Annotated in this window: 23 protein-coding genes; 10 read left to right on the forward strand and 13 right to left on the reverse strand. The window is 70.1% G+C overall.

What is annotated here, in order from left to right; genetic code table 11:
• Nucleotides 1-66 precede the first annotated feature (66 nt).
• The 3 genes from ABD784_RS07235 to ABD784_RS07245 form a co-directional block, all read right to left on the reverse strand.
• Nucleotides 67-1,128, reverse strand: coding sequence for a BMP family lipoprotein (locus tag ABD784_RS07235; protein WP_344882134.1), 1,062 nt, complete (start codon nucleotides 1,126-1,128; stop codon nucleotides 67-69).
• A 218-nt stretch (nucleotides 1,129-1,346) separates the two neighbouring features.
• Entirely contained in the window at nucleotides 1,347-2,561 is a 1,215-nt protein-coding gene (locus tag ABD784_RS07240; protein ID WP_425582952.1) for an amidohydrolase, read from the reverse strand.
• 113 nt (nucleotides 2,562-2,674) lie between these two features.
• The gene (locus ABD784_RS07245) at nucleotides 2,675-3,787 is read right to left on the reverse strand and encodes a mannose-1-phosphate guanylyltransferase (protein WP_344882137.1); all 1,113 of its coding nucleotides are present in this window, start codon (nucleotides 3,785-3,787) and stop codon (nucleotides 2,675-2,677) included.
• Between the two features lie 251 nt (nucleotides 3,788-4,038).
• Here ABD784_RS07245 and sdhC point away from each other — a divergent pair, with 251 nt between their 5' ends.
• The 5 genes from sdhC (at nucleotide 4,039) to ABD784_RS07270 (ending at nucleotide 8,424) form a co-directional block, all read left to right on the forward strand.
• On the forward strand, nucleotides 4,039-4,434 hold the full coding sequence (sdhC, locus tag ABD784_RS07250; RefSeq protein ID WP_344882140.1) for a succinate dehydrogenase, cytochrome b556 subunit: 396 nt from the start codon (nucleotides 4,039-4,041) through the stop codon (nucleotides 4,432-4,434).
• 3 nt (nucleotides 4,435-4,437) lie between these two features.
• Nucleotides 4,438-4,890: a succinate dehydrogenase hydrophobic membrane anchor subunit gene (locus ABD784_RS07255; protein WP_344882143.1), complete on the forward strand. Its 453-nt coding sequence runs from the start codon at nucleotides 4,438-4,440 to the stop codon at nucleotides 4,888-4,890.
• 50 nt (nucleotides 4,891-4,940) lie between these two features.
• Nucleotides 4,941-6,728, forward strand: a complete 1,788-nt coding sequence (gene sdhA, locus ABD784_RS07260; protein WP_344882145.1) for a succinate dehydrogenase flavoprotein subunit — start codon at nucleotides 4,941-4,943, stop codon at nucleotides 6,726-6,728.
• Nucleotides 6,728-7,510: a succinate dehydrogenase iron-sulfur subunit gene (locus ABD784_RS07265; RefSeq protein WP_344882148.1), complete on the forward strand. Its 783-nt coding sequence runs from the start codon at nucleotides 6,728-6,730 to the stop codon at nucleotides 7,508-7,510. The genes sdhA and ABD784_RS07265 overlap by 1 nt, the downstream gene beginning before the upstream one ends.
• A gap of 128 nt (nucleotides 7,511-7,638) precedes the next feature.
• Nucleotides 7,639-8,424, forward strand: coding sequence for an alpha/beta hydrolase family protein (locus ABD784_RS07270; RefSeq protein WP_344882151.1), 786 nt, complete (start codon nucleotides 7,639-7,641; stop codon nucleotides 8,422-8,424).
• 38 nt (nucleotides 8,425-8,462) lie between these two features.
• Here ABD784_RS07270 and ABD784_RS07275 read toward each other — a convergent pair whose 3' ends face one another.
• From ABD784_RS07275 to ABD784_RS07320, 10 genes are all read right to left on the reverse strand, one after another.
• Nucleotides 8,463-9,659 (reverse strand): YihY/virulence factor BrkB family protein, encoded by a 1,197-nt coding sequence (locus ABD784_RS07275; protein WP_344882154.1) that lies wholly within the window; start codon nucleotides 9,657-9,659, stop codon nucleotides 8,463-8,465.
• The gene (locus ABD784_RS07280) at nucleotides 9,589-10,224 is read right to left on the reverse strand and encodes a 2'-5' RNA ligase family protein (protein ID WP_344882157.1); all 636 of its coding nucleotides are present in this window, start codon (nucleotides 10,222-10,224) and stop codon (nucleotides 9,589-9,591) included. Before ABD784_RS07280 ends, ABD784_RS07275 begins: the two co-directional genes overlap by 71 nt.
• Nucleotides 10,225-10,256: 32 nt before the next feature.
• Complete coding sequence (gene trpS, locus ABD784_RS07285) at nucleotides 10,257-11,354, reverse strand: tryptophan--tRNA ligase (RefSeq protein WP_344882161.1); 1,098 nt, start codon at nucleotides 11,352-11,354, stop codon at nucleotides 10,257-10,259.
• A 10-nt stretch (nucleotides 11,355-11,364) separates the two neighbouring features.
• Entirely contained in the window at nucleotides 11,365-12,219 is an 855-nt protein-coding gene (locus ABD784_RS07290; protein WP_344882163.1) for an exodeoxyribonuclease III, read from the reverse strand.
• A gap of 129 nt (nucleotides 12,220-12,348) precedes the next feature.
• The gene (locus ABD784_RS07295; RefSeq protein WP_344882166.1) at nucleotides 12,349-12,912 is read right to left on the reverse strand and encodes a hypothetical protein; all 564 of its coding nucleotides are present in this window, start codon (nucleotides 12,910-12,912) and stop codon (nucleotides 12,349-12,351) included.
• Between the two features lie 118 nt (nucleotides 12,913-13,030).
• Entirely contained in the window at nucleotides 13,031-13,417 is a 387-nt protein-coding gene (locus tag ABD784_RS07300) for a VOC family protein (RefSeq protein WP_309080462.1), read from the reverse strand.
• Between the two features lie 185 nt (nucleotides 13,418-13,602).
• The gene (locus ABD784_RS07305) at nucleotides 13,603-14,424 is read right to left on the reverse strand and encodes an ABC transporter permease (RefSeq protein WP_344882169.1); all 822 of its coding nucleotides are present in this window, start codon (nucleotides 14,422-14,424) and stop codon (nucleotides 13,603-13,605) included.
• A 1-nt stretch (nucleotide 14,425) separates the two neighbouring features.
• A complete protein-coding gene (locus ABD784_RS07310) occupies nucleotides 14,426-15,262 on the reverse strand; it encodes an ABC transporter permease (RefSeq protein WP_344882172.1) in 837 nt (278 codons plus the stop codon).
• Complete coding sequence (locus ABD784_RS07315) at nucleotides 15,259-16,173, reverse strand: ABC transporter ATP-binding protein (protein WP_344883469.1); 915 nt, start codon at nucleotides 16,171-16,173, stop codon at nucleotides 15,259-15,261. The genes ABD784_RS07310 and ABD784_RS07315 overlap by 4 nt, the downstream gene beginning before the upstream one ends.
• A 164-nt stretch (nucleotides 16,174-16,337) precedes the next feature.
• Complete coding sequence (locus ABD784_RS07320; protein ID WP_344882175.1) at nucleotides 16,338-17,249, reverse strand: macrolide 2'-phosphotransferase; 912 nt, start codon at nucleotides 17,247-17,249, stop codon at nucleotides 16,338-16,340.
• A gap of 197 nt (nucleotides 17,250-17,446) precedes the next feature.
• On the opposite strand from ABD784_RS07320, the gene ABD784_RS07325 reads away from it, so the two are divergent.
• From ABD784_RS07325 to ABD784_RS07345, 5 genes are all read left to right on the forward strand, one after another.
• Nucleotides 17,447-18,373 (forward strand): ABC transporter ATP-binding protein, encoded by a 927-nt coding sequence (locus ABD784_RS07325; protein ID WP_344882178.1) that lies wholly within the window; start codon nucleotides 17,447-17,449, stop codon nucleotides 18,371-18,373.
• Complete coding sequence (locus ABD784_RS07330) at nucleotides 18,370-19,650, forward strand: ABC transporter permease (RefSeq protein WP_344882181.1); 1,281 nt, start codon at nucleotides 18,370-18,372, stop codon at nucleotides 19,648-19,650. Before ABD784_RS07325 ends, ABD784_RS07330 begins: the two co-directional genes overlap by 4 nt.
• 36 nt (nucleotides 19,651-19,686) lie before the next feature.
• Nucleotides 19,687-20,340 (forward strand): hypothetical protein, encoded by a 654-nt coding sequence (locus ABD784_RS07335; protein ID WP_344882184.1) that lies wholly within the window; start codon nucleotides 19,687-19,689, stop codon nucleotides 20,338-20,340.
• A 260-nt stretch (nucleotides 20,341-20,600) separates the two neighbouring features.
• Entirely contained in the window at nucleotides 20,601-21,224 is a 624-nt protein-coding gene (locus ABD784_RS07340; RefSeq protein WP_344882187.1) for a hypothetical protein, read from the forward strand.
• Nucleotides 21,225-21,357: 133 nt separating this feature from the next.
• The gene (locus ABD784_RS07345; protein ID WP_344882190.1) at nucleotides 21,358-22,962 is read left to right on the forward strand and encodes a Na+/H+ antiporter NhaC family protein; all 1,605 of its coding nucleotides are present in this window, start codon (nucleotides 21,358-21,360) and stop codon (nucleotides 22,960-22,962) included.
• Nucleotides 22,963-23,092 lie beyond the last annotated feature (130 nt).

A 23,092-nucleotide genomic window follows, 5' to 3' on the forward strand; every position in this document is an offset into this window, starting at 1 on the left:
GAGCGGCGACGAGATGGCCGGGGGCGATCATATCGCCCCCGGCCATCCGCGTCCGTCCGTGGTGGATCAGGCGAGCGGGTCGATCTCGCCCGCGATGATCTGCTCCTTGAGCGCGTCGAGCTCGGACTGCATGCCCTCCGGCAGCTTCGACTCGAAGTTGTAGAACGGTGCCAGGCCGACGCCGCCGTTCTCCAGCGTGCCGAGGTAGGCGCCGCCCTTCCACTCGCCGTTGACGTCCTGCTCGATCGACTCGAAGGTGGTCTCGCCCATCTTCTTCATCACCGAGGTCAGGACGGCCTCCTCGCCGCCGTTGGCGTACTCGTGCCCGTCGGTGTCGACCCACACCACCGTGTCGTCCGGGCTGGACGACTCGTTGACCGCGTCGACGGCCGTCTGGCCGAGCGGGCCGGCGACGGGCATGATCACGTCCACGCCGTCCGCGATGAAGTTGTCCGCGATCTGGCGCGCCTTCACCGTGTCGGAGAAGTTGCCGACGAACGTGTCGGTGCCGACCGCCTGCACGTCGGCGCCCTTGTCCTCGTTGTACTTGGCGACGCCGTTGGCGAAGCCGTTCATGAAGTCGGTGACCGTGGTGATCTGGCCGCCGCCGTAGGTGCCGACCTTGCCGCTCTTCGAGTAGCCCGCGGCCGCGTAGCCGGCCAGGTAGGCGGCCTCTGCCGTGTTGTAGTTCAGCGTCCGCATGTTCTCGGGCACGGTCTCGTAGCCGTAGTCGACGACCACGAACTTGGTGTCCGTGTTCGCCTCGGCCGCGTCCAGCGGGAGGTTCTCGAACATGAAGCCGGCAGTGACGATGATGTTGCAGCCCTGCTGGACCATCTCGTCGATGTTCGGGCCCATGTCGGTGGTGGAGGTGGACTCCGCGTCGAGGACCTGGACCCCGAGCTCCTCCTCGGCCTTGAGCAGGCCCTCGTGGGAGGCCTGGTTGAACGAGGCGTCGTCGAAGCCGCCCTCGTCCGAGACCATGCAGGCCTTGTAGTCGATCTCCTCGGCGGCCGGGCCGTCGCCCTCCTCGGGGGCAGCGCCGCAGGCGCTCAGTGCGAGGGCGGACGCGCCCAGCATGGCTGCGGCGACACCCAGGGAGCGCTTCCTGCGCTGAATGTTCTTCAATGTTCCTCCGTCGAAAACGAGCCCCGACGATCGGCCGGAGCCGACGGTGCGAGTGGGGGCGGACTCATCTGGGCGATTCAGAAGTGACCCAGATCAACCAATGGTGTAACACAGAGTAACCGGCGCGGACGCGCCCTGTCAGCCCACAGGAGCCCCTCGGGGAGGATCGTTGGAGATTCGTTACCGGCCAGTAGGTCCGGCCCGGGGAGAGCGCCGGTCTACGCGGAGACGGCGCGGTCCTCGCGGATCTTGGCCGCGGCGCGGACGGCGGCGGCCGCCATCACGCGGACGCCGACGCCGATGGCCCGCTCGTCCGGCGTGTAGTCGCCCCGGTGCAGGTCGAACGTCTCGCCGCCGGGGGTCCGGGTGCCGAGCCGGAACATCGAGCCGGGCACCCTGTGCGTCATCCAGGCGAAGTCCTCGCCACCCATGGACTGCGGGGTCAGCGTGATGCCGCTGGCCCCGATCTCGGCCCGCGCGGCGGACTCGATGAGCTCGGTCTCGGCGGCCGAGTTGACCACGGGCGGCACGCCCCGCAGGTGCTCGAGCTTCACGTCGACGCCGTAGGGCTGGGCGACCTGCTGGACCACCTCGTCGAGGAGGTCCCCGGCCGACTCCCACGCCTCCGCGTCGAGGCACCGCATGGTGCCGGCGAGGTAGCCGGTCGCGGGGATGGCGTTGGGCGCGGAGCCCGCCTGGATCTGGCCCCACACCACGGAGACGGCGCTGCGCACGTCGATCCGGCGGCTGAGCACGGCGGGGACGTCGGTGGCGACCTTGGACAGCGCGTACACCATGTCCTCGGTCAGGTGGGGCCGGGAGGTGTGGCCGCCCCGGCCGCTGAGCTCGAGCTTGATGGTGTCCGCGGCGGAGGTGATCGCCCCGATGCGGGTCCCGATCGTGCCGGCGTCGACGCGCGGGTCGCAGTGCAGCGCCAGGATCCGGGGCACGCCGTCGAGCACGCCCTGCTTGATGACCTCCAGCGCACCGCCCGGCATGCGTTCCTCGGCGGGCTGGAAGATGACGCGCACGCGGGCCTTGAGCAGGCCGTCGTCGTACATCTGCTTCAACACGATCGACACGCCGACCATGACGGTCGCGTGGATGTCGTGGCCGCAGGCATGGCAGACGCCCTCGACCTTGGAGGCGTAGCCGAGGCCGGTCTCCTCGAGGACGGGCAGGGCGTCGATGTCGGCACGCAGCGCGAGGGCCAGGGGCCCGCGACCGATCTCGACCAGCGCACCCGTCCCCTCGAGCCGCACCGGCTCGAGCCCGGCGGCCTCCAGTTCGGCCATGATCCGGTCGGTGGTCCGGTTCTCGTGGAAGGACAGCTCCGGATGGGCGTGGACGTCGCGCCGGAAGGCAACCAGATGGTCCAGCAGCGGCTCCACCCAGGGGCCGACGAGCGGCACCGAGGGCCCGCCGTCGTCCACGCCGTTGTCCCGCACCGTCGTCCGCGCTCCTGAGCTGTTCACATCCGCCACCTTAATACGTCCGACGGCGCTCGCCGGCCCAATGTGTCGCGCCGCCTGTGTCGCCGGGCAGGTCAGAGGACGTCGACGGCGCCGCTCGCCTTGAGTGCCTCGACCGCCTGCTTGACCTGCTGGGCGTGCTCCTGGGTCGTGACCAGGAGCGCGTCCGGGGTGTCCACCACCACGACGTCGTCGATGCCGATGAGCGCGATGACGCGCTTGGAGTCGGAGACCACCACGCCGGAGGCGTTGTCCGAGTAGACGCGCGCGCCCTCGCCGATGACCTTCAGCTTGCTGTTCTCGGCGGCCGGGTTCAACCGGCCGAGCGCGGCGAAGTCGCCGACGTCGTCCCAGGTGAACGTGCCGGGGACCATCGCGACGTCGCCGGCGGCGGCAGCCGGCTCGGCCACGGCGTAGTCGATGGCGATCTTCGGCAGGGTCGGCCAGACGCGCGCCGCGACCTGGTCACGCTCCGGGCCGTCCCAGGCGTCCGCGATCTCGCAGAGTCCGGCGTAGAGCGCCGGCTCGTTCGCCTCGAGGTGCTGGAGCATGAGCGAGGTCGGGGCCACGAACATGCCGGCGTTCCAGAGGTAGTCGCCCGAGGCGACGTACCGGCGGGCGACCTCCTCGCTCGGCTTCTCGACGAACTCGGCGACGTCGGTGGCGCTGGGAGCGCCCTCGATGCCGAGCCGCCCGCCCTGCCGGATGTACCCGAAGCCGGTCGAGGGCAGCGTGGGCCGGATGCCGATCGTGACGATCTTGCCCGTGGCCGCGGTGACCACCGCCTCGCGCACCGCCTCGAGGAAGACCTCGAGTGGCCCGACCACCTGGTCGGCGGCGAACGAGCCCATGATGGTCTCGGGATCCCGGCGGTGCAGGATGGCCGCGGCCAGGCCGATCGCGGCGGCCGAGTCCTTCGGCTCGCTCTCGAGCACCAGGTTGGCGTCGGAGATCTCCGGGAGCTGCTCGCACACGGCGGCGCGGTGGGCGGTGCCGGTGACCACCATGATCCGCTCCCCCGCCAGCGGCGACAGCCGGTCGTAGGTGGCCCGGATGAGCGTACTGCCGCTGCCCGTCAGATCGTGCAGGAACTTGGGGGCGGCCGCCCGGGACAGCGGCCACAGGCGGGTTCCGACGCCGCCGGCCGGGATGACGCCGTAGAAGCGCTCGAGAATGTCTGTGGTCATGAGGAACAGGCTAAGGGACGACACTGGGGATATCGGGGAGGAGAGCGGGCGATTTAGCGCACGTCGGCGTTGCGGAATTCGGGGTGTTTTTCCGCGCGGGCACGCCGATCCCACCCCGCGCCTGTGAGGCTGGTCACCCGCCGGGTACCGTGGCTGAGACGGATTAACTTCGTGGACTAAGATCGGGCAGGAACGCTCACGCACCGGCGTCGAAATATTGTGCGTAAAGCCGCACAAGCGCCCTGCGATGCATGGAGGTTATTTCAGTGTCGAAGACTTCGTCAGGCACCCTCTACCGCGGCCGCGAAGGCATGTGGTCCTGGGTAGGGCATCGGATCACCGGTGTTGTCATCTTCTTCTTTCTTCTGGTGCACGTCCTGGACACGTCCCTCGTCCGCGTGTCCCCGGGTGCCTACGACGCCGTCATCGGCACCTACCAGAACCCGCTCATGGCTTTCGGCGAGACCGCACTGGTCGCCGCGATCCTGTTCCACGCCTTCAACGGCCTGCGCCTGATCCTCGTGGACTTCTGGAAGCAGGGGCCCAAGTTCCAGCGCCAGCTGCTGTGGGGCGTCGTCGTCATCTGGGCCGTCGCGACCATCGGTTTCGCGGCCCGCCACCTCACTCTGGCTCTGGGAGGTCACTAGGCCATGGCCGCTACCACCGAATTCGTCCCCCCGCGCTCCGGGCGGATCGACGCCAAGTACACCCGGGTCCCCGGCGCCAAGGGCAACTTCGAGATGATCGCCTGGCTCTTCATGCGCATCTCCGGGGTCTTCCTCGTCGTCCTGATCTTCGGGCACCTGATCACCAACCTCCTGGTCGGCGACGGCATCAACGGCCTCGACTTCGGCTTCGTGGCCGGCAAGTGGGCCGACCCGTTCTGGCAGTTCTGGGACCTCGCGATGCTGTGGCTGGCCATGCTCCACGGCACCAACGGCGTCCGCACCATCATCAACGACTATGCAGACAAGGATCGCACCCGCTTCTGGCTGAAGGGCATCCTCTACTTCGCGACGATCGTCATCATCACCCTGGGCACCCTGGTGATCTTCACGTTCGATCCGTGCATCCCGGGCTCCCCGCTCGAGATCTGCAATTAGTCCGGCGCTCGCGCCGAACCGAGTTTTCTAGAAAAGAGAGAGCACCCGGAATGCAGGTACACAAGTACGACGTCGTCATCGTCGGCGCCGGCGGCGCCGGTATGCGCGCCGCGATCGAGTCCGGCCAGCGCGCGCGCACCGCCGTTCTGACCAAGCTCTACCCCACCCGTTCCCACACGGGCGCCGCCCAGGGCGGCATGTGCGCGGCACTCGCCAATGTCGAGGAAGACAACTGGGAGTGGCACACCTTCGACACGATCAAGGGCGGCGACTACCTGGTGGACCAGGACGCGGCCGAGGTGATGGCCAAGGAGGCCATCGACGCGGTCCTGGACCTGGAGAAGATGGGCCTGCCGTTCAACCGCACGCCCGAGGGCAAGATCGACCAGCGCCGCTTCGGCGGGCACACCCGCGACCACGGCAAGGCGCCCGTTCGCCGCGCCTGCTACGCCGCCGACCGCACCGGTCACATGATCCTCCAGACCCTGTACCAGAACTGCGTCAAGCACAACGTCGAGTTCTACAACGAGTTCTACGTGCTCGACCTGCTCACGGTCGAGGAGGACGCCACCCGCGAGGACGGCACGCCCTTCAAGCAGAAGCGCGTGGCCGGCGTCGTCTCCTACGACCTCGCCACCGGCGAGCTGCACGTCTTCCAGGCCAAGTCCGTGGTGTTCGCCTCCGGCGGCGCCGGCAAGGTCTTCAAGACCACGTCCAACGCCCACACCCTCACCGGCGACGGCATGGGCATCGCGTTCCGCAAGGGCATCCCCCTCGAGGACATGGAGTTCGTGCAGTTCCACCCGACCGGCCTGGCCGGTCTGGGCATCCTCCTCTCCGAGGCGGCCCGCGGCGAGGGCGCCATCCTGCGCAACTCGGAGGGCGAGCGCTTCATGGAGCGCTACGCGCCGACCATCAAGGACCTGGCCCCGCGCGACATCGTGGCCCGCTCGATGGCGAACGAGGTCCGCGAGGGCCGCGGCTGCGGCCCCAACAAGGACTACGTCCTGCTCGACCTGACGCACCTGGAGCCCGCGCACATCGACGCGAAGCTCCCGGACATCACGGAGTTCGCACGCACCTACCTCGGCGTCGAGCCGTACACCGAGCCGGTCCCCGTCTTCCCGACGGCGCACTACGTCATGGGCGGCATCCCGACCAACATCCAGGGCGAGGTCCTCCAGGACAACGACACGGTGATCCCGGGCCTCTACGCCGCGGGCGAGGTCGCCTGCGTCTCCGTTCACGGCTCCAACCGCCTCGGCACCAACTCGCTGCTGGACATCAACGTCTTCGGCAAGCGCGCCGGCATCTTCGCGTCCGAGTACTCCAAGACGGCCGACTTCGTCGACCTGCCGGAGCACCCGCTCGCCCAGACCGAGGAGATGCTGGACATCGTCCGCAGCGGGACCGGCACCGAGCGGATCGCGGCGATCCGCAAGGACCTGCAGGACACGATGGACGCCAACATGCAGGTGTTCCGCACCGGCGAGACCATCAAGAAGGCGGTCGACGACATCGCCGCGCTGCGCGAGCGCTACAAGAACGTCAGCATCCAGGACAAGGGCAAGCGCTTCAACCTGGATCTCCTGGAGGCCGTCGAGCTCGGCTTCCTCCTGGACCTGGCCGAGGTCATGTCCATTGCGGCCCTGGGCCGCGAAGAGTCCCGCGGCGGTCACTTCCGCGAGGACTTCCCGGACCGCGACGACGAGCGGTTCATGAAGCACTCGATGGTGTACAAGGACGACTCGGCGGAGATGCAGGGGCTCAAGGGCCTCCGCTTCGACACCAAGCCGGTCGTGTTCACCCGTTACCAGCCGATGGAGCGTAAGTACTGATGAGCACCGAAGTATCTGAACCCGCATCCAAGGTGGATCTGGCTCCCGGCGCGAGCGGCAGCGGCGAGATCCCCCAGTTCGACATCACCCTGCGCGTCCGGCGCTACAACCCGGAGGTCTCCGAGGAGGCCCACTGGGAGGACTTCGAGCTCACCATGTACGGCACCGACCGCGTGCTGGACGCCCTGCACAAGGTCAAGTGGGAGGTCGACGGGTCGCTGTCCTTCCGCCGCTCCTGCGCCCACGGCGTCTGCGGCTCCGATGCCATGCGCATCAACGGCCGCAACCGCCTCGCCTGCAAGACGCTGCTGAAGGACCTCGACACGAACAAGCCGATCACCGTCGAGGCCATCAAGGGCCTGCCGGTCGAGAAGGACCTGATCGTGGACATGGAGCCGTTCTTCCAGTCCTACCGCGAGATCATGCCGTTCCTGGTGGCCAAGGGCCACGAGCCCTCGGCGGAGCGCTACCAGTCCCCCGAGGACCGCGAGCGCTACGACGACACCACCAAGTGCATCCTCTGCGCCGCGTGCACCTCGTCCTGCCCGGTCTTCTGGACCGACGGCCAGTACTTCGGCCCGGCGGCGATCGTCAACGCGCACCGGTTCATCTTCGACAGCCGCGACGACGCCGGCGACATGCGCCTGGAGATCCTCAACGACAAGGAGGGCGTGTGGCGCTGCCGCACCACCTTCAACTGCTCCGAGGCGTGCCCCCGCGGCATCCAGGTCACCAAGGCCATCGCCGAGGTCAAGCAGGCCGTGCTCACGCGCAGCATCTGATCCCGGCCCGGCGGGGCGACGTCCCCGGCTGCCCCCTCCTGTGGCGCGAACCCTGCGGTTCGCGCCACGGGCGCTTAACGGGCCCTGTCACGCCTCGTCCGGTCCGGGACGCCGCCTAGGATGGATGCGTGCCTACCGAGAACCTGACCTTCACCAGCGCCACCGGCCACGAGCTGGCGGCCGTGCTCGACGTCCCCGAGGGGCCCGCCGTCGGATGGGGTGTGATGTCGCACGGCTTCACCCTCGGGAAGGACTCGCATGCCACGGCCCGGGTCTGCCGGGAGCTGGCCCGCCGCGGCGTCGGCATGCTCCGCTACGACAATCTGGGCCTCGGAGGCTCCGAGGGCGACTTCGCCGACACGTCGTTCAGCCTGAAGGTCCAGGACACGGTGCTCGCCGCGGAGGAGCTCCGCCGGCTCGGCCACGAGCCGGAGCTGCTGGTGGGCCACTCCCTGGGAGGCGCCGCCGTCCTGGCCGCGGCCGCCGAGATCCGGCCGCACGCCGTGGCCACGATCGGGGCACCCTTCCACCCGGGCCACGTCACCCACAACTTCGAGCACCTGATGGCGGACATCGAGGCCCAGGGCAGCGCCGAGCTGAAGCTCGGGCCCCGCCGCCTGGAGATCACACGGGCGTTCATCGAGGACGTGGAGCAGCACGATCTCCGCGGCTACATCCGCGACCTGGACGCGGCCCTGCTGGTCATGCACTCCCCCACGGACAACACCGTGGGCCTGGACAACGCCGGGAAGATCTTCACCGAGGCCCGCCACCCGAAGTCGTTCTTCTCCCTCGACGGGGCGGACCACCTACTCACCCGGCGGATCCACGGAGCCCGCGCCGCCGCCATGATCGCGGCGTGGGCGGACCAGTACTTCAGTGGGGCCGAGCAGGCCGCCCGGGCGGCGGACTAGCCCCTGGTCTCCGGTTCCGGGTCCCGGTTCAGGACTTCCTAGACCCGGGCCTCCCACCCCTGGGGCCGGCCGCCGTCGTCCGCGGACCGCTTCAGCTGCGCCCGCTGGCGGAGACTCAACGCGTGCACGCCCGTGCTGGCCGCGCGCTCGGCGTGGGCGTCGGCGGTGACAACGGCGCCCCACGCCGTGGCGACCAGATAGACCTGGCTGAGCAGGTAGAACCAGACGAAGAGTCCCAGGACCACCGCGAAGGAGCCGATGATCGGCCTCCCCGCCAAGCCGCCCAGCAGGACCGAGGAGAACAATCGCAGGACCGTCGCGCCGGCACCGGCGATCAGGGCCGCCTCCAGCAGGGCACGGCGCGGCATCGAGATCATGGATGCCAGGCGGAAGAGGATCATGGACACCGCGATGTCCAGCAGGAGCATGACGAGGATGGTGGTCGCCTGGGCGAAGAACGCGCCCACCGCAGAGGCGACGCCGAGCATCTCCAGCGTCCAGTCCAGCGCGGCGCCGGCGACCAGGCCGACGACGCTGGTGACGATGAGGCTGGCACCCAGGATCAGGAGCACGCCGAGGTCGCGCAGCTTGAGCAGGGCGACGTTCACTTCCACGTGGGGCAGCCCGAACACGCCGCGCATCCCCTGCCGCAGCCCGTCGATCCAGCGCAGGGAGGAGAAGACCGTAACGGCGGTGGAGATCACGAGCGCCCACCCGAAACCGCGCTGCGCGTTGAAGAGCTGCTCGCGGGTGACCAATGCATTCTCCTCCGCGCCGATGAGGCCCGGCGTGCTGCGGTCGACGGTGCGCACCACCAGATCCTGCAGCTCCTGGTTCCCGGCGGCGACGAGCCCGAGGATCGCGAAGCCGGCGACAAGCATTGAAGCGACGGAGAAGAACATCAGGTAGGCGGTTCCGGCGGCCATCAGCCCGCCCCTGCGCTGCCCGTACACCGTGAAGGCCCGCACGGGCAGCCAGGACTGGACATGCGCGACGAGCCAGCCGACCAGTGCGAGCGCGCGCTGGTGGACCGGTCGCCCCTCCCGGGACGCCCGCCGCAGCTCCGTGCTCCGGTGGAGGACGTCGTGGCGGAGACGCACTCGGTCCAGCGCCGTCAGCGAGTCGTCGTCGCTCTCGTCGCCGGCGCGGGCCGCCGGCCGAGGGTCACGATGGGCCGGCTTCGCCGAGGCCCGCATCGCGGCGCGGGCCGGTCTCCGTTCCGGTGTGCGTCCCAAGGCGCAGCTCCTCGCTGAGCGCCCAGCGCCCGTCGTCGTCGATGCCGAACAAGTCGATCCGGTCCACAGCAAACTCTGCCTCGAAATCGGCGAGTTCGGCAAAGGCGCGCTGCAGGCCCTCCTCCGGCGCATCGTGGGCGACCGTGACGTGCGGGTGGTAGTCGTAGCCCGTGCCGTGGACGAGCGGCCCGGCGCACAGGGCGTCATGGAGCTCCCGGCACGCGTCCCAGCCTTCGACGACCCGCACGAAGACGACGTCCGTGACGGGACGGAACGATCCGGTCCCCCGCAGGCGGACGGCGAACCGAGGGGTGCGGGCCGCGACCGCCGCAACGTGATCGCGTGCGCTATCCCAGTCGGCGGTGGGCCCGCCCGTGACCAGCGTGATGTGCGGGGCCTCGACGGCACTCTCCGGCCTGCCGTAGGCGGCGCGCACGCGCCGGAGCCGTTCGGCGGCCGGCTCTGGAAGGGAGATGACGATCCCGAGCGTGGCACCCTCGGGAGCCGTCGGCTTGGCGGGCGCCGCAGGAAACCGCGGTCCGTCCCCGTGTTGACTGTCCGCCACTCGGCGCCTCTCCTCCGTGCCCGTCGAGGTGTCTACCGGCCCGCCTGCTTCACGAGGGCCGCGGCCTCCGCGCCGAGCTGCAGGAACCCGACGTTGCGGTAGACGGTCTCGAGGGTCTCCGAGGCGACGTCGCGGGCCTTCGCGGCGCCCGTGGCCAGGAGCCGGTCCAGCTCGGCCGGGTCGTCGAGCAGCTCGAGGGTCCGCTCGCGCACCGGCTGCAGGGCGGAGACGACGGCGTCGGCGACGTCCACCTTGAGGTGTCCGTACATCTTTCCCTCGTAGTCCGCGACGAGCTGGTCGACAGGGCGGCCCGTCACGGCCGAGAGGATGTCGAGGAGGTTGGACACTCCCGGCTTGCCCTCCCGGTCGTAGGCGATCACGGTGTCCGTGTCCGTGACGGCGGACTTGATGCGCTTGGCGATGACCTTCGGCTCGTCGAGGATGTTGATCAGCCCGGCCGGGCTCTCGGACGATTTGGACATCTTCCGGGTCGGGTTCTGCAGGTCGTAGATCCGGGCCCCCGACTCGGGGATGAAGGCCTCCGGCACCACGAACGTCTCGCCGAACCGGTGGTTGAACCGGTTGGCCAGGTCCCGGGCGAGCTCCACGTGCTGGCGCTGGTCGTCGCCGACCGGGACGCCCTGCGGCTGGTACATCAGGATGTCCGCGGCCATGAGCATCGGATAGGTGAAGAGGCCGACGCCGGCGGTCTCGAGTCCGCCCTTGGACGACTTGTCCTTGAACTGGGTCATCCGGGAGGCCTCGCCGAAGCCGGTGATGCAGGTCAGCACCCAGGCGAGCTGCGCGTGCTCGGGCACCTGCGACTGGACGAACAGCGTGCTGCGCTCGACGTCGATGCCGCCGGCGATGAACTGGGCGGCGGTCCGCCGGGTGTGCTCGCGCAGCTCGGCCGGGTCCTGCGGCACGGTGATGGCGTGCATGTCCGGCACGAAGAAGAAGGCGTCGTACTGGTCCTGCGTCCTGACCCAGTTGACCAGCGCGCCGAGATAGTTCCCGAGGTGCAGCGAGGCTGCGGAGGGCTGCATGCCGGAGAGGACGCGGGGGCGCGACTCCGTGCCGGGGACCTCTGCTCCGGACGCGGCGGCGAGGGGGGTGGCTTCGGGGCTCATGCGGTTCCTTCTAGAACTGGTAGTCGACCACGACCGGTGCGTGGTCGGAGAAGCGGGTGTCGTAGGTGGGGGCGCGGTCGACGGCCACGCTGGCGGCCCTGGCCAGGAGGCCGGGGGTGGCCATGTGGTAGTCGATCCGCCAGCCGGCGTTGTTGTCGAACGCCTTGCCCCGCCACGACCACCAGCTGTACGGCCCGTCGACGTCCCCGGAGAGCTCGCGTGCCACGTCCTTGTAGCCGATCTCCTCGCCGAAGAAGCGATCGAAGTAGGCGATCTCGTCGTCGAGCACGCCGGCGCGCTTGTTGTGGTTGGGCTTCCAGTTCTTGAGGTCCCGCTCGGTGTGGCAGACGTTGAGGTCGCCCGTGATGAGCACATGGTCCTTCTCGGCGCGCAGCTGCGGCATCCGCTGGACCATGACGTCCAGGAAGCGGTACTTGTCGTCCTGCTTGGGTGTCCCGACCTCGCCGGAGTGCACGTAGGCGCTCACCACCGTGAGCGTCTCGCCGCCGACTTCGAAGTCGGCCTCGACCCAGCGCCCGGCAGTGGCGAAGTAGTCCTCGCCGATGTGCTCCCGCGTGCCGGTCGGCTCCAGCCGGGAGACGACGGCGACGCCTGCGCGTCCCTTGGCCTCGGCCTCCGCGTGGACGATGTGCCAGCCCGCACCGATCAGCTCGCGGACGATGGCGTCCGGCGCGCGGACCTCCTGGAGCGCGAGGACGTCCACGTCGCGGGCGGCCAGCCAGTCGGCCATGCCGCGCTTGTAGGCGGCGCGGATGCCGTTCACGTTGACGGTGGCCACACGGACGGTCCCCGGCGTCTTGGCGGGGTAGACGGTCGCGTCGGCGGTCGGCGTTGCGGTTTCCACGGGTGCTGTCTCTGCGTCGGTCACGCCACCACATTACCGGGTCGCCCCGGTGCCCTCGGCCGTGTGAACCGTGCCCGTTCCAGCCTGCGATGGGTCACGGCTTCGGTCCCGGCGGGCGCGCTCCGGCGGCTAGCCGATGATGTCGCCGGAGAGCGGGTCCCCGCCGTTCCCGCCGCCCTTGCCGCCTTTGCCGCCTTTGCCGTCCTTCATCATGCCGCGCGCGTTGTGGGCGGTGATCTCGATGGTCTCCAGGGCACGGTCGACCATCCCGCGGGCCTCCTCGCCCTCCTGGTCCAGGTACTCCTTCACAACGCCGACCTGTACCTCGACGATCTTGAACGAGTGGTCCAGTTTCATGTCCCGGGCAGACGTGTCCTGCTGGACGAGCGTGGTGGAGCCGCCGCCTCGCGCCATGTCCGCGCGGACGCCGGCGAACTGCTCCTGCATCTTCTTGGTGCCGCGGGCGATGCCGAAGGCCAGGAACGCGGCGAGCAGCAGCCAGCCGAGGGAGACGATCACGACGATCCAGCCGATGACGTCGTTCTCGTTGGCGGCGAATACCACCGCGACCAGGAACACCGTCACCATGACGGCGAACGTGAGTGTGCTCGCCTTGAGGGTGATGCTGCGGTCCTGCATGGACTTCTTGCCGGCCGAGTTGGGTGCGGCCGATCCGCCGGGGAGATTGTGCATGGGCCCATTGTCGCAAATCCGCGCGGCGCCCGCGCGCGGCGGCCCGGCGGTTGGGCTGGAGGCGAACAAGCCCGGTCCGCCCTCCAGCCCCACCGGCGCGGGTCGTCTCACCAGCGCCTCACCAGATGGTCGAGTCCCCCGCCAGGCTCGTCACGAGGCAGAACGGGTGCCCCGCCGGATCCGTGTAGACCCGGAAGGAATCGGTCCCGCTGTTCATCGAGGTTGCGCCGAGCCGGAGCACCTGGGCCTCGGCGACATCGAGGTCCTCGACCTTGATGTCCAGATGGGCCTGCTGCGGATGGAGGTGCCCGGGCCACTCCGGAGGCACGTACACATCCACCTGCTGGAACGCGATCGCGGGGCGATCGGGCGCATCGCCGATCGTGATCCAGCTTCCGTCGTCGTCGTGCTGGACGCGGACCATGCCGAGGACCTCCTCGTAGAACGTCGCCAGCCGGTCCGGGTCCTCGCAGTCGAACACCAGAGACTGCCATGTGCCGATCATGGGTACCTCCCTCTCACGTGCCGTTCAGACGCATCACCTGGACTCCGCGCGCTCGCGGACGAGCATCGCGGGCGTGCCCTCAAGGTACTCCCGCAGGTCCCGGCTGGAAAGGGCGGCCGCGGAGAGGGCCCGCGGACTCCCGCGGCGCCCCGGCAGCGCGGGCCTGCGTCGTCCGGCGCTGGCCCTCAGCGCAGGAAGAGCGCGCGCAGTCGCGCCGTGGTCAGGACCACGCCGGCCAGCACCATGACGACGAAGTACGCCACGTGTCCGAGCAGCGCTGGGGCGAAGTAGCCGACCGAGAGCGAGCGCATGAGCTCCACGCCGTGCCAGAGGGGCAGGGCCTGGATGAACAGCTGGACCCCTTCGGGGTACACCGAGAGTGGGTAGAGCGTCGCGGAGAAGAGGAACATCGGCAGCAGCGCGAAGTTGACCCAGTCCAGGTGCTGGAAGCGCTTCATGAAACTGGTGATGCCCATGCCCAGCGCCGCGAACCCGAACGCGACGAGCACGGCCGCGGGGATCATGAGGAGCGCGGCCGGCGTGGTCACGAGTCCCAGGGAGCCCATGACCACCATGAACGCCGTGGCGTAGAGGAAGCCCCGCTGCAGCGCCAGGTAGATCTCCCCCATCGCCACGTCGAGCGGGCCGAGCGAGGTGTACAGCATGTTCTGGTACAGCTTGGAGAAGCGCAGCTTGAAGAAGACATTGTTGGTGGAGTCGTACACGGCGCCGTTCATCGCCGAGACCGCGAGCAGCGCCGGGGCGATGTAGGCGCCGTAGGTCATCTCGGTCCCGCCCGGCCCCTCGACGCCGCCGATGAGCGGGCCGAGACCGATGCCCATCGCCGCCAGGAACAGCACCGGCTCGACGAAGCCGGAGACGAAGACCGCCCAGTTGTTGGTCTTCAGCGCCATGAGCCCACGCTCGACGACGGCGCGGACGTTGCCCGCGTACAGCCCCGCGAACGGGCGCCGGCTGGGCTCGAGGACGGTGGTCTGGTGCGTCATCTCAGGTCACCAGCCGTCGACGGTAGGTCCGGAAGGACAGCGCGAGCCCTCCGGCGGCCAGCCCGGCGAGGTAGAGGACGTGGACGACGGAGAGCCACAGCGGCTCGGCGTAGCCGTACGAGGCGACGCGGCCGATCTCGGTTGCATGCCAGAGCGGCGACAGCCAGCCGATCCACTGGAGGAAGAGCGGCAGATTGGTCAGCGGGAAGAACGTGCCCGAGAAGAGCATGAGCGGCATCACCAGGAAGCGCTGGATCATCACGAACTGGGCCTTCTCCTCCTTGATCGTCGCCGCGTACGCCATGAGCGGTGTGCCCAGGGCCAGCCCGGCCAGCGTGGCCGTCAGCACGCTCAGGATGCCGAAACCGCTGGGCACGGCCCCGAAGGCGGCCACGATCAGGTAGTACACCAGGGACTGCGAGAGGAGGCGGATGCTCACCGCCAGCGTGTGGCCGGCCGCGATCTGCCACGGTTGCAAGGGGGTCACGAGCGGCCCGTAGTAGAGCCGGTGCCACTTGAAGCCGTCCATGACGGGCCAGGCGAATTCGCCCGAGGCCGCCAGGAACGCGCCCGAGGCCAGCAGGGCGGGGACGATGAACGTGAGGTAGTCGACGCCGCCGAAGTCCCCGCCGCCGTTCGCATCGACGAGGGAGGCCAGGCCGATGCCCATGGCCACGAGGTAGAGCAGTGGGTGCCCGATCGAGTAGGCGACGATGACCGAGAGGTAACTGCGCATCGCCCGCAGCTCGTGCTCGGCGTACAGCCAGACGCCGAGGCGCTGCGCCCTGGCCGCGGAGACCTCCGGCGGGTGCGCGCGCAGGGCGGCGTCGCCCGTCATTCGACGAGGCTCCGGCCCGTGAGGTTCAGGAAGACGTCCTCGAGCGAGGACCGGCGCACCAGCGACGTGATCGGGTGCAGCCCGCGCTCGGTGATCGCCTCGAGGGCGGCCTCGCCGTCGTGCGCATAGACGAGGATCCGGTCCGGCAGCACCTCGTGCCGCTCGCCGATGCCGGCGAGCCGGGGTACGACGGCGGCGTTGCGGTCGGTGCCGAAGCGCACCTCGAGCACCTCCCGGGTGGAGTACCGCCGGATCAGTTCCGCGGGCGAGCCCTCGGCCATGATCCGCCCCTGGTCCACCACGATCAGCCGGTCGCAGAGCTGCTCGGCCTCGTCCATGTAGTGCGTGGTGAGGATGAGGGTGACACCCTGCTCCTTGAGGCGGAAGAGCCGGTCCCAGAGGACATGGCGCGCCTGCGGGTCCAGGCCCGTGGTGGGCTCGTCCAGCAGGAGCATCCGGGGCTCGTTCACGAGCGAGCGGGCGATGGTGAGGCGGCGCTTCATGCCGCCGGAGAGATCGTCGACGCGGGCGTCGGCCTTGTCGCTCAGCTGGGCGAACTCGAGGAGCTGGTCCGCCTTGGCCCGGAGGTACTTGCGGTCGAGGCCGAAGTAGCGGCCGTAGACGATCAGGTTGTCCCGGACCCGCAGCTCCTCGTCCAGGTTGTCCTGCTGCGGCACCACGCCGAGGTGCGCCCGGACCAGCGGCCCCTGGACCTCGGGGTCCAGACCCATGATCCGCAGCTCGCCGGACGTGCGCTGGGAGACGCCGCCGATCATCCGCATGGTGGTGGACTTGCCGGCGCCGTTGGGGCCGAGCAGCCCGAACGACTCCCCGGCCGGGACCTCGAAGGAGATCCCGTCGACGGCGGTGAACTCGCCGTAGCGCTTGGTCAGCCCGTGGGCGCGGATCACGGTCGGCCGGACGTCCTGCGCGGTCGACGGATGGGGCCCGGACGCATCCCCGGGAGTGTTCTGAAGCACATCGTGAGCGTACGCCGTCGGACTGATTGATACAAGCCAATCAGCGCAGCGTTGGCCGACTGGCCCGGGGCGGACCCGCGCTTCGGCCCACCCGGCTACCGCGCCGGCGGGTCGAGGAGCTCCTGGGCCGTGGCGCGGTGCTCCTCCGCACCGGAGACCAGCGCGAAGACGCCGTAGTTCAGCGGCCCGGCCGCGGCCAGGGCATGGCACCGGTCGGCGAGGTGCGGGTGCTCGACCCCGCCCGCGGCCCGGTAGGCGTCCACGACGGCGTCGAACTGGTCCTCGGTGGCCATCATGGCGTGGAGGGCGAAGTCCAGCGCCGGGTCCCCGACCTTCGCGGTGGTCCAGTCGAGGACGGAGACGATCCGTCCGTCGTCGTCCAGCAGCAGGTGGGCCGGGTAGAGCTCCCCGTGCCCGAAGGCCGGCGCCTCGGGCCAGAAGGCGTCGTCCTCCAGCCAGGCGGTCCAGGCGTCGACGAGCGCAGGTGCGACGCGGAACTCCGCCCGCACCTCCTCCAGGTGGCGGCGCCAGCCGTCGCGGATCCCCTCGGCGGTCTCCACCACCAGGCCGGCGGCGCCCGCCTCCTCCGGGCTGACCGCGTGGAGCTCGGCGACGAGCCGACCGAACGACTCGAGGTACGCCGGACTGGACGGGTCGAAATGGAGGACGGGCTCGCCGTTCCCGGCATCGAGGGTCAGGCCGGGCGCGCCCGGCAGCAGCCGGTAGGCGACGAGCTCCGGGGTGGCGATCTCCCAGCGCGGGATCTGCACGCTCAGCCGCGCCGGACCACCCGGCGGGGCGAGGAAGTCGAGGATGCGCTTCTCGTCGGCGACCTTGGCCGAGACGTCCGGCCGCCGGGGCACGCGGAGGACCCAGCGCTGCCCGTCGGCGTCGGCGGCGAACGCCACGCGGTAGTCGAGTCCCGCCTCGTCGAGGCGGAGGCCCTCCGGACGCAGCTCGAGCCCGTGCCGGGCGGCCAGTTCCAGCAGGTCGGTGTGGTTGCCCATGGTCTGCATGGTGCCACGCGCCCGGTCCGACGGCGAGGGTCCGGCCGTTCCGGCCGCGGAAGATCCTCCTCAAGGTGGACGCCGTATGCCGAACCGTTTGAAAGACTCGGCGCAGAGGGCCGTTGGCGGGGACGGCGCCGCCACGGTCCGTGCCCCTCACCTGCCCCGCTGGCACCCACGCTGAAAGGGCACGATCGATGTCTACGCCCGTCCTGGAGACGGAGAACCTCGTCAAGATCTACGGCCGGGGTCCCTCCCGCTTCGATGCCCTGAAGGGGCTCACCTTCGAGATCCACCGCGGCGAGTCCGTCGCGATCGTCGGGAAGTCGGGGTCGGGGAAGTCGACTCTGATGCATCTGCTGGCCCTGCTCGACGCGCCGACCGCCGGTGTGGTGGCGCTCGACGGCCGCCCGGTGACCCAGCTGAAGCCGGCGGCCGTCTCCGATCTGCGCAACGAGGCCTTCGGGTTCGTCTTCCAGCAGTTCTTCCTGAACGCGCAGCAGACCGTCCTCGAGAACGTGACCCTGCCACTGAAGATCGCCGGCGTGCCGCGCGCGGAGCGCCGCCGGCGCGGACTCGAGGTCCTGCGCCAACTCGAGATGGACTCCAAGGCGGGAAACAAGGCCAACGACCTCTCCGGCGGCCAGAAGCAGCGCGTCTGCATCGCCCGCGCCCTGATCAACGACCCCAGCGTGATCTTCGCCGACGAGCCCACGGGCAACCTCGACTCCGCGACCAGCCGGGTCGTGGAGGACATCCTCTTCGGGCTCCACCGGGAGCGCGGGATCACGCTGGTGATCGTGACGCACGACGACGACCTCGCCGCCCGCTGCCAGCGCCGCCTGAGCATGCAGGACGGGCGCATCATCGGCGACGACGCGGCACCGGAGACCGCGGCGGCATCAGCGTCAGTGACGGAGACGGCGACGGCGACGGCGACGGGCCTGTACCCGGGCCGCCACACGCCGTCGTCCCCCGCGACCGGACGGCACGCCGCCGTGCCGCCGCCCGCCGAGCCCGAGGCCCCCGCGCCTCCGCCCCTGTCCCGGCGGGAACGCCGGCGTTTGGAGAGCGAAGCCGCCGCTGGCCGCGCCGACCGCCGCGGGGAGGGCGGGCACGCATGAGGATCGTCGACGTCGCGGGCACCGCCCTCTCCAATACCCTGCGCTCCAAGCTGCGCACGTTCCTGACGGTCGTCGCGATCGTGATCGGCGCGTTCACGCTCACCCTGACCTCCGGCCTGGGCGCGGGCATCAACCAGTACGTGACCAAGATGGTCTCCGGCTTCGGCGACTCGAACCAGCTCTACGTCATGTCGGCCTCCCCGGCCGCGGGCATGCCCACGGGCGACGGGCCGGTCGAGTACGACCCGGACGCGGCCGCCGGATCCTCCATGATGGGCGCGAGCACGCTCACGGACGAGGACATCGAGACGATCGCCTCGATCGAGGGGGTCTCGTCCGTCGAGCCGGTGGTCTTCGTCAACGCCAGCTACCTGGAGGCGCCCGGCGGCGAGCAGTACGCCGTCGACTCCCTGGGGATGCCGTCGGAGGCGGCCGCCGTCGAACTCGCCGCGGGCGAGCTGCCCGACCCGGACAGCGCCGAGATCACCGTGCCCGAGTCGTGGCTCGAGGCGCTCGGCGCGGAGACGGCGGAGGACGCCGTCGGGATGGAGGTCGGCGTCGGGATCGCCAACGCCGTCGGCGAGATGGACGACTTCGGCGCCACCGTCAGCGGCGTCTCCCTGCAGGCCGTCAGCGGCGCGGGCGGCTCACCCATGCCGTCGCAGGCGCTGAACGACGACCTGTACGAGTACCAGAACTCCGGCCTGGCCGTGGACCGCCCGGAGAGCTACATCCAGGCCGTCGCCCAGGTCGAGAACCTCGAGGAGAGCGGCCAGCGGATCAAGCAGGAGCTCACCGAGCACCAGATGATCGGCCTGACGCTCGAGGACCAGCTCGGGGCCATCCAGGGCGTCATCAACGCCGTCACCTGGGTGCTGAACGGGTTCGCGCTGATCGCGCTGCTGGCGGCCAGCTTCGGCATCGTCAACACGCTGCTGATGTCCGTGCAGGAGCGCACCCGCGAGATCGGACTGATGAAGGCCCTCGGGATGAGCGGCGGCCGGGTCTTCGGCCTCTTCTCCTCCGAGGCCGTCATGATCGGCCTCATGGGTTCAGTGATCGGGATCGGGCTCGGCGTCGCGACCGGCGTGGTGGGCAATCAGCTCCTGGTCTCCGGCCCCCTGCAGGACGTCGCCGGCCTGACGCTCTACGCCGTGGACCCCGTGGGCCTGCTGCTGATCGCCCTGCTGATTCTGGCGATCGCCTTCATCGCCGGAACCCTGCCGGCCCTGCGCGCCGCCCGGAAGGACCCCATCGAAGCCCTACGCTACGAGTAGAGACCCTGTCAGTCCCATCTGTGAGGAAGTAGAGACATGACCCACGATCCCCAGTCCCCGAACCCCGCCGGGCAGCCCGGCCAGCCGAACCGCCCCGACCAGCCGGCGCAGAACCCCTACGGTCAGAGCGCCGGCGGGCAGCCGGGCCAGCAGCCGGGCTCCAAGTTCGGCACCGACGCCTACGACCCGAACCAGTACGGCGGAACGGCCGCGGAGCCGAAGCAGTTCGGCCTGCTGAAGAAGGTCACGATCGCCTCGGCGGTCCTCTTCGTCATCTCGTTCATCGCCGGCCTGCCGGCCGCCACCGACACCGCCATGCTGCGCGAGCAGATGGAGGCCACCGGCGCCCCGGTCGACGAGTCGATGCTCCAGATGGCGCAGAACATGGCCATCGGCACCACGGTCGCCACCGCCGTCGTCGGCCTGGCGCTCTACGCGCTCGTCATCATCGGGCTCTACAAGCGCCAGAACTGGGCGCGCATCCTCGGCATCGTCTTCGCCATCCTGTCCGTCCTGGGCGGCGTGTGGAGCCTGTTCAACTCCGGAGCGGTGATGGCCATGGGCGGCGTCGGCGTACTCTCCATCGTGCTCGGGGTGATCACCCTGATCGTGAACATCTACTGGCTGGTCCTGGCGTTCAACCCGCGCGTCGCCGAATACCTGCGCAAGCCGCGCCCGGCCGCCTTCTGATCCCGGCCGCCTTCTGATCCTGGCCGCCTTCTGATCCTGGCCGGTTCAGCCGGCCGGTGGGAGCCGCCCCGCCCGGGAGGACCGCCCCGGGTCTCTCGGGCGGGCGCAGCGGACCGAGAATAAAGCACGGAGCCTGGGCTCCCGTCGACACCGTCGGCGGGAGCCCAGGCTCTATCCACAGATCCCCGGGACCAGTTGAGACGGCCCGGGGCCGACGGGAGGATCGAGACCACGACCACCCGATCGGAAGGAACCGCACCATGGCCGAAGCCCACGAGACCTCCATGCCCCCGCAACCCGGGCAGGCCGAGCAGGCTGAGCAGGCTGAGGTGGCCGAGCAGTCCGAGCCGGCCGAGCAGTCCGAGCAGTCCGCAGGCTCTGCTGTCCGGGAGGGGCCCGGGGACGGCGCGACGGCCGAGCCCCACCAGTTCGTTCTCCTGAAGCGCATCGCGATCCTGTCCGGAGCGCTCTACGCCGCCTCGCACCTCATCGGGCTCCCGGCGACCGTGTACACGGGGCTGGTCATGACCGGGGCCGATCCCTTCACGGCCCTCGCCCCCGCCCCGGACGTCCAGGCGATGGCCATCGCTGGTGCCGTCACGGGCCTGTTGGTGGTCCTCGCTGTGTACGTCGCGGTCGTCATCGGTCTCTTCCGACGGCGGAACTGGGCCCGTACCCTCGGCCTCGTCTGCGCCATCGCGTCGATCATCCTGACCGCCCAGGGATTGCTCAGCGTGCCGGCCGCCCCCGCGACGGACGGGCTGGGGAGCCTCACGCTCATCCTCGATCTCGTGGCGGTGCCCGTGAATGCGTACTGGGTGGTCCTGGCCCTCGGCCGACCGGTCTCCGGGCACCTGCACCGCCCGCGGTCGGCCCCGGCCTGAGCGCCGTGCATCGGCCGGAGCTGCTCGCGCGGACCGACGCGGCAAGTCCGGGGTCCGGGGGCCCGGCTCTGCTAACGTCGTCTGCCGAGGTGAGGTACTCTCCCGCCGACGACGAATTCTGTAGAAGGGCCCCATGACCGACCTGACGACGTCGTACCCGCTCCTCACCCTGGTTCCGCCGGTGCTGGCGCTGGCCCTGGTCATCCTCACCAAGCGCGTCCTGATCAGTCTGGGCGCGGGCGTCCTGTCGGCGGCGCTGCTGATCCACGACCTCGACCCGGTCGCCGCGCTGGTGGCGGTGTGGCAGTCCTTCGCGGCGATCTTCTGGGCCGACGGCGAGCTCAACACCTGGTCCGTCTTCATCCTGGCGTTCCTGCTGCTGCTGGGCGTCCTCGCGGCCTTCATCCTCATGTCCGGCGGAACGACGGCGTTCGCCGCCTGGGCGCTGCGGCGGATCCGCCGCCGCCCCGGATCGATGATCCTGCCCGCCGTGCTCGGCATCGTCATCTTCATCGACGACTACTTCAACGCCCTGGCCGTCGGCCAGATCTCGCGGCCCGTCACGGACCAGCACCGGGTCTCGCGCGCGAAGCTGGCCTACATCGTCGACTCGACCTCGGCGCCCGTCTCGGTGCTCTCGCCGTTCTCCAGCTGGGGCGCCTACATCATGGGCCTCCTGGCGCCGATCGTCGCCGCCTCGGCCGTGTCGGTCAGCGGCGTCCAGGCGTTCCTCGGCGCTGCGGTGGCGAACTACTACGCCATCGCGGCCGTGCTGCTGGTCTGGCTCGTGATCATCTTCCGGATCGACCTCGGTGCCATGCGGAGGGAGGAGCGCCGCGCGCTCGTCGACGGCCATCCCTTCAACCCGGAGGAGACCGTCCCCGGCCAGCTCTCGGACGATCTGCCGGTGCAGGACCCGGGAACGCGCCGGGCGCTCATCGTCCCGTTCGTCCTGCTCGTGGTCGGCGTCCTCTCGGGGATCGTCTGGACCGGGCACACCGCCACCGGGTCCTGGGACCCGATCGACATCCTCGCCTCGACCGACGCCAGCGCGGCCCTCGTCATCGGCGGCGTCGTCGGCCTCGCCTCCGCCGTGTACTACTACGTGAGGAACACGCGCGGCCACCGGGACTTCACGGCCTCGACCTTCGGCCGCGGCTGGACCGAGGGCGCCAAATCGATGCTCCCGGCGATCGGCATCCTCCTGCCGGCGTGGATGCTGGGCGATCTCTTCGGTCAGCTCGGAACCGGCGACTACCTGGGACAGCTCGTCGAGGCCGCGGACATCTCCGTGGGCTGGCTGGCGCCGGTCGTCTTCCTCACCGCGGCCGGCATGGCCTTCGCCACCGGCACGTCGTGGGGATCGTTCGGACTGCTCCTGCCGATCGCGGGCGGCATCGTCAACGGCATGGACGAGCCGACGCTGCTGCTGCCGGTCCTCGGGGCCGTCCTCGCCGGCTCCGTCGCCGGCGACCACGCATCCCCCATCTCGGACACCACGATCCTCTCCGCGACCGGGTCCAGCTGCAACGTCATCACGCACGTCCTCACGCAGCTGCCCTACGTCCTCAGCTCCGTGGCCTGCGCGACACTGGGCTATGTCGCTCTCGCGATCACGAGCAGCACCGCGGTGGGACTGGTCGTCGTCGCGGTGGCGCTGGTCGCCTTCGTGCTGATCGTGCGCAGCGTGTCGAAGCCGCTGCCCGAGACGCAGGCCGAGGCTGCCCCCGCCCCCTGACTGGCCCACCTGACCGCTGCCCGCTGATCGGCGCCCGCCGACCTGTGCCCGCCGACCCGTGCCCGCCGACCCGTGTCCGCTGGCACGGCTCTCCGGGCCAGCGTCCGTGGGGCGGGAGCCGCCGGCGGTA

The sequence above is a fragment of the Zhihengliuella alba genome (genome assembly GCF_039538765.1).
GTDB lineage: Bacteria > Actinomycetota > Actinomycetes > Actinomycetales > Micrococcaceae > Zhihengliuella > Zhihengliuella alba.

Bases quoted from the DNA above. Each gene is read 5' to 3' on its own strand.
- ABD784_RS07320 (WP_344882175.1), bottom strand. From the start codon at position 17,249: ATGGGCAACCACACCGACCTGCTGGAACTGGCCGCCCGGCACGGGCTC.
- ABD784_RS07300 (WP_309080462.1), bottom strand. From the start codon at position 13,417: ATGATCGGCACATGGCAGTCTCTGGTGTTCGACTGCGAGGACCCGGAC.
- ABD784_RS07245 (WP_344882137.1), bottom strand. From the start codon at position 3,787: ATGACCACAGACATTCTCGAGCGCTTCTACGGCGTCATCCCGGCCGGC.
- ABD784_RS07330 (WP_344882181.1), top strand. From the start codon at position 18,370: ATGAGGATCGTCGACGTCGCGGGCACCGCCCTCTCCAATACCCTGCGC.
- sdhA (WP_344882145.1), top strand. From the start codon at position 4,941: ATGCAGGTACACAAGTACGACGTCGTCATCGTCGGCGCCGGCGGCGCC.
- ABD784_RS07340 (WP_344882187.1), top strand. From the start codon at position 20,601: ATGGCCGAAGCCCACGAGACCTCCATGCCCCCGCAACCCGGGCAGGCC.
- ABD784_RS07310 (WP_344882172.1), bottom strand. From the start codon at position 15,262: ATGACGGGCGACGCCGCCCTGCGCGCGCACCCGCCGGAGGTCTCCGCG.
- ABD784_RS07345 (WP_344882190.1), top strand. From the start codon at position 21,358: ATGACCGACCTGACGACGTCGTACCCGCTCCTCACCCTGGTTCCGCCG.
- trpS (WP_344882161.1), bottom strand. From the start codon at position 11,354: ATGAGCCCCGAAGCCACCCCCCTCGCCGCCGCGTCCGGAGCAGAGGTC.
- ABD784_RS07325 (WP_344882178.1), top strand. From the start codon at position 17,447: ATGTCTACGCCCGTCCTGGAGACGGAGAACCTCGTCAAGATCTACGGC.
- ABD784_RS07305 (WP_344882169.1), bottom strand. From the start codon at position 14,424: ATGACGCACCAGACCACCGTCCTCGAGCCCAGCCGGCGCCCGTTCGCG.
- sdhC (WP_344882140.1), top strand. From the start codon at position 4,039: ATGGAGGTTATTTCAGTGTCGAAGACTTCGTCAGGCACCCTCTACCGC.
- ABD784_RS07335 (WP_344882184.1), top strand. From the start codon at position 19,687: ATGACCCACGATCCCCAGTCCCCGAACCCCGCCGGGCAGCCCGGCCAG.
- ABD784_RS07295 (WP_344882166.1), bottom strand. From the start codon at position 12,912: ATGCACAATCTCCCCGGCGGATCGGCCGCACCCAACTCGGCCGGCAAG.
- ABD784_RS07265 (WP_344882148.1), top strand. From the start codon at position 6,728: ATGAGCACCGAAGTATCTGAACCCGCATCCAAGGTGGATCTGGCTCCC.
- ABD784_RS07255 (WP_344882143.1), top strand. From the start codon at position 4,438: ATGGCCGCTACCACCGAATTCGTCCCCCCGCGCTCCGGGCGGATCGAC.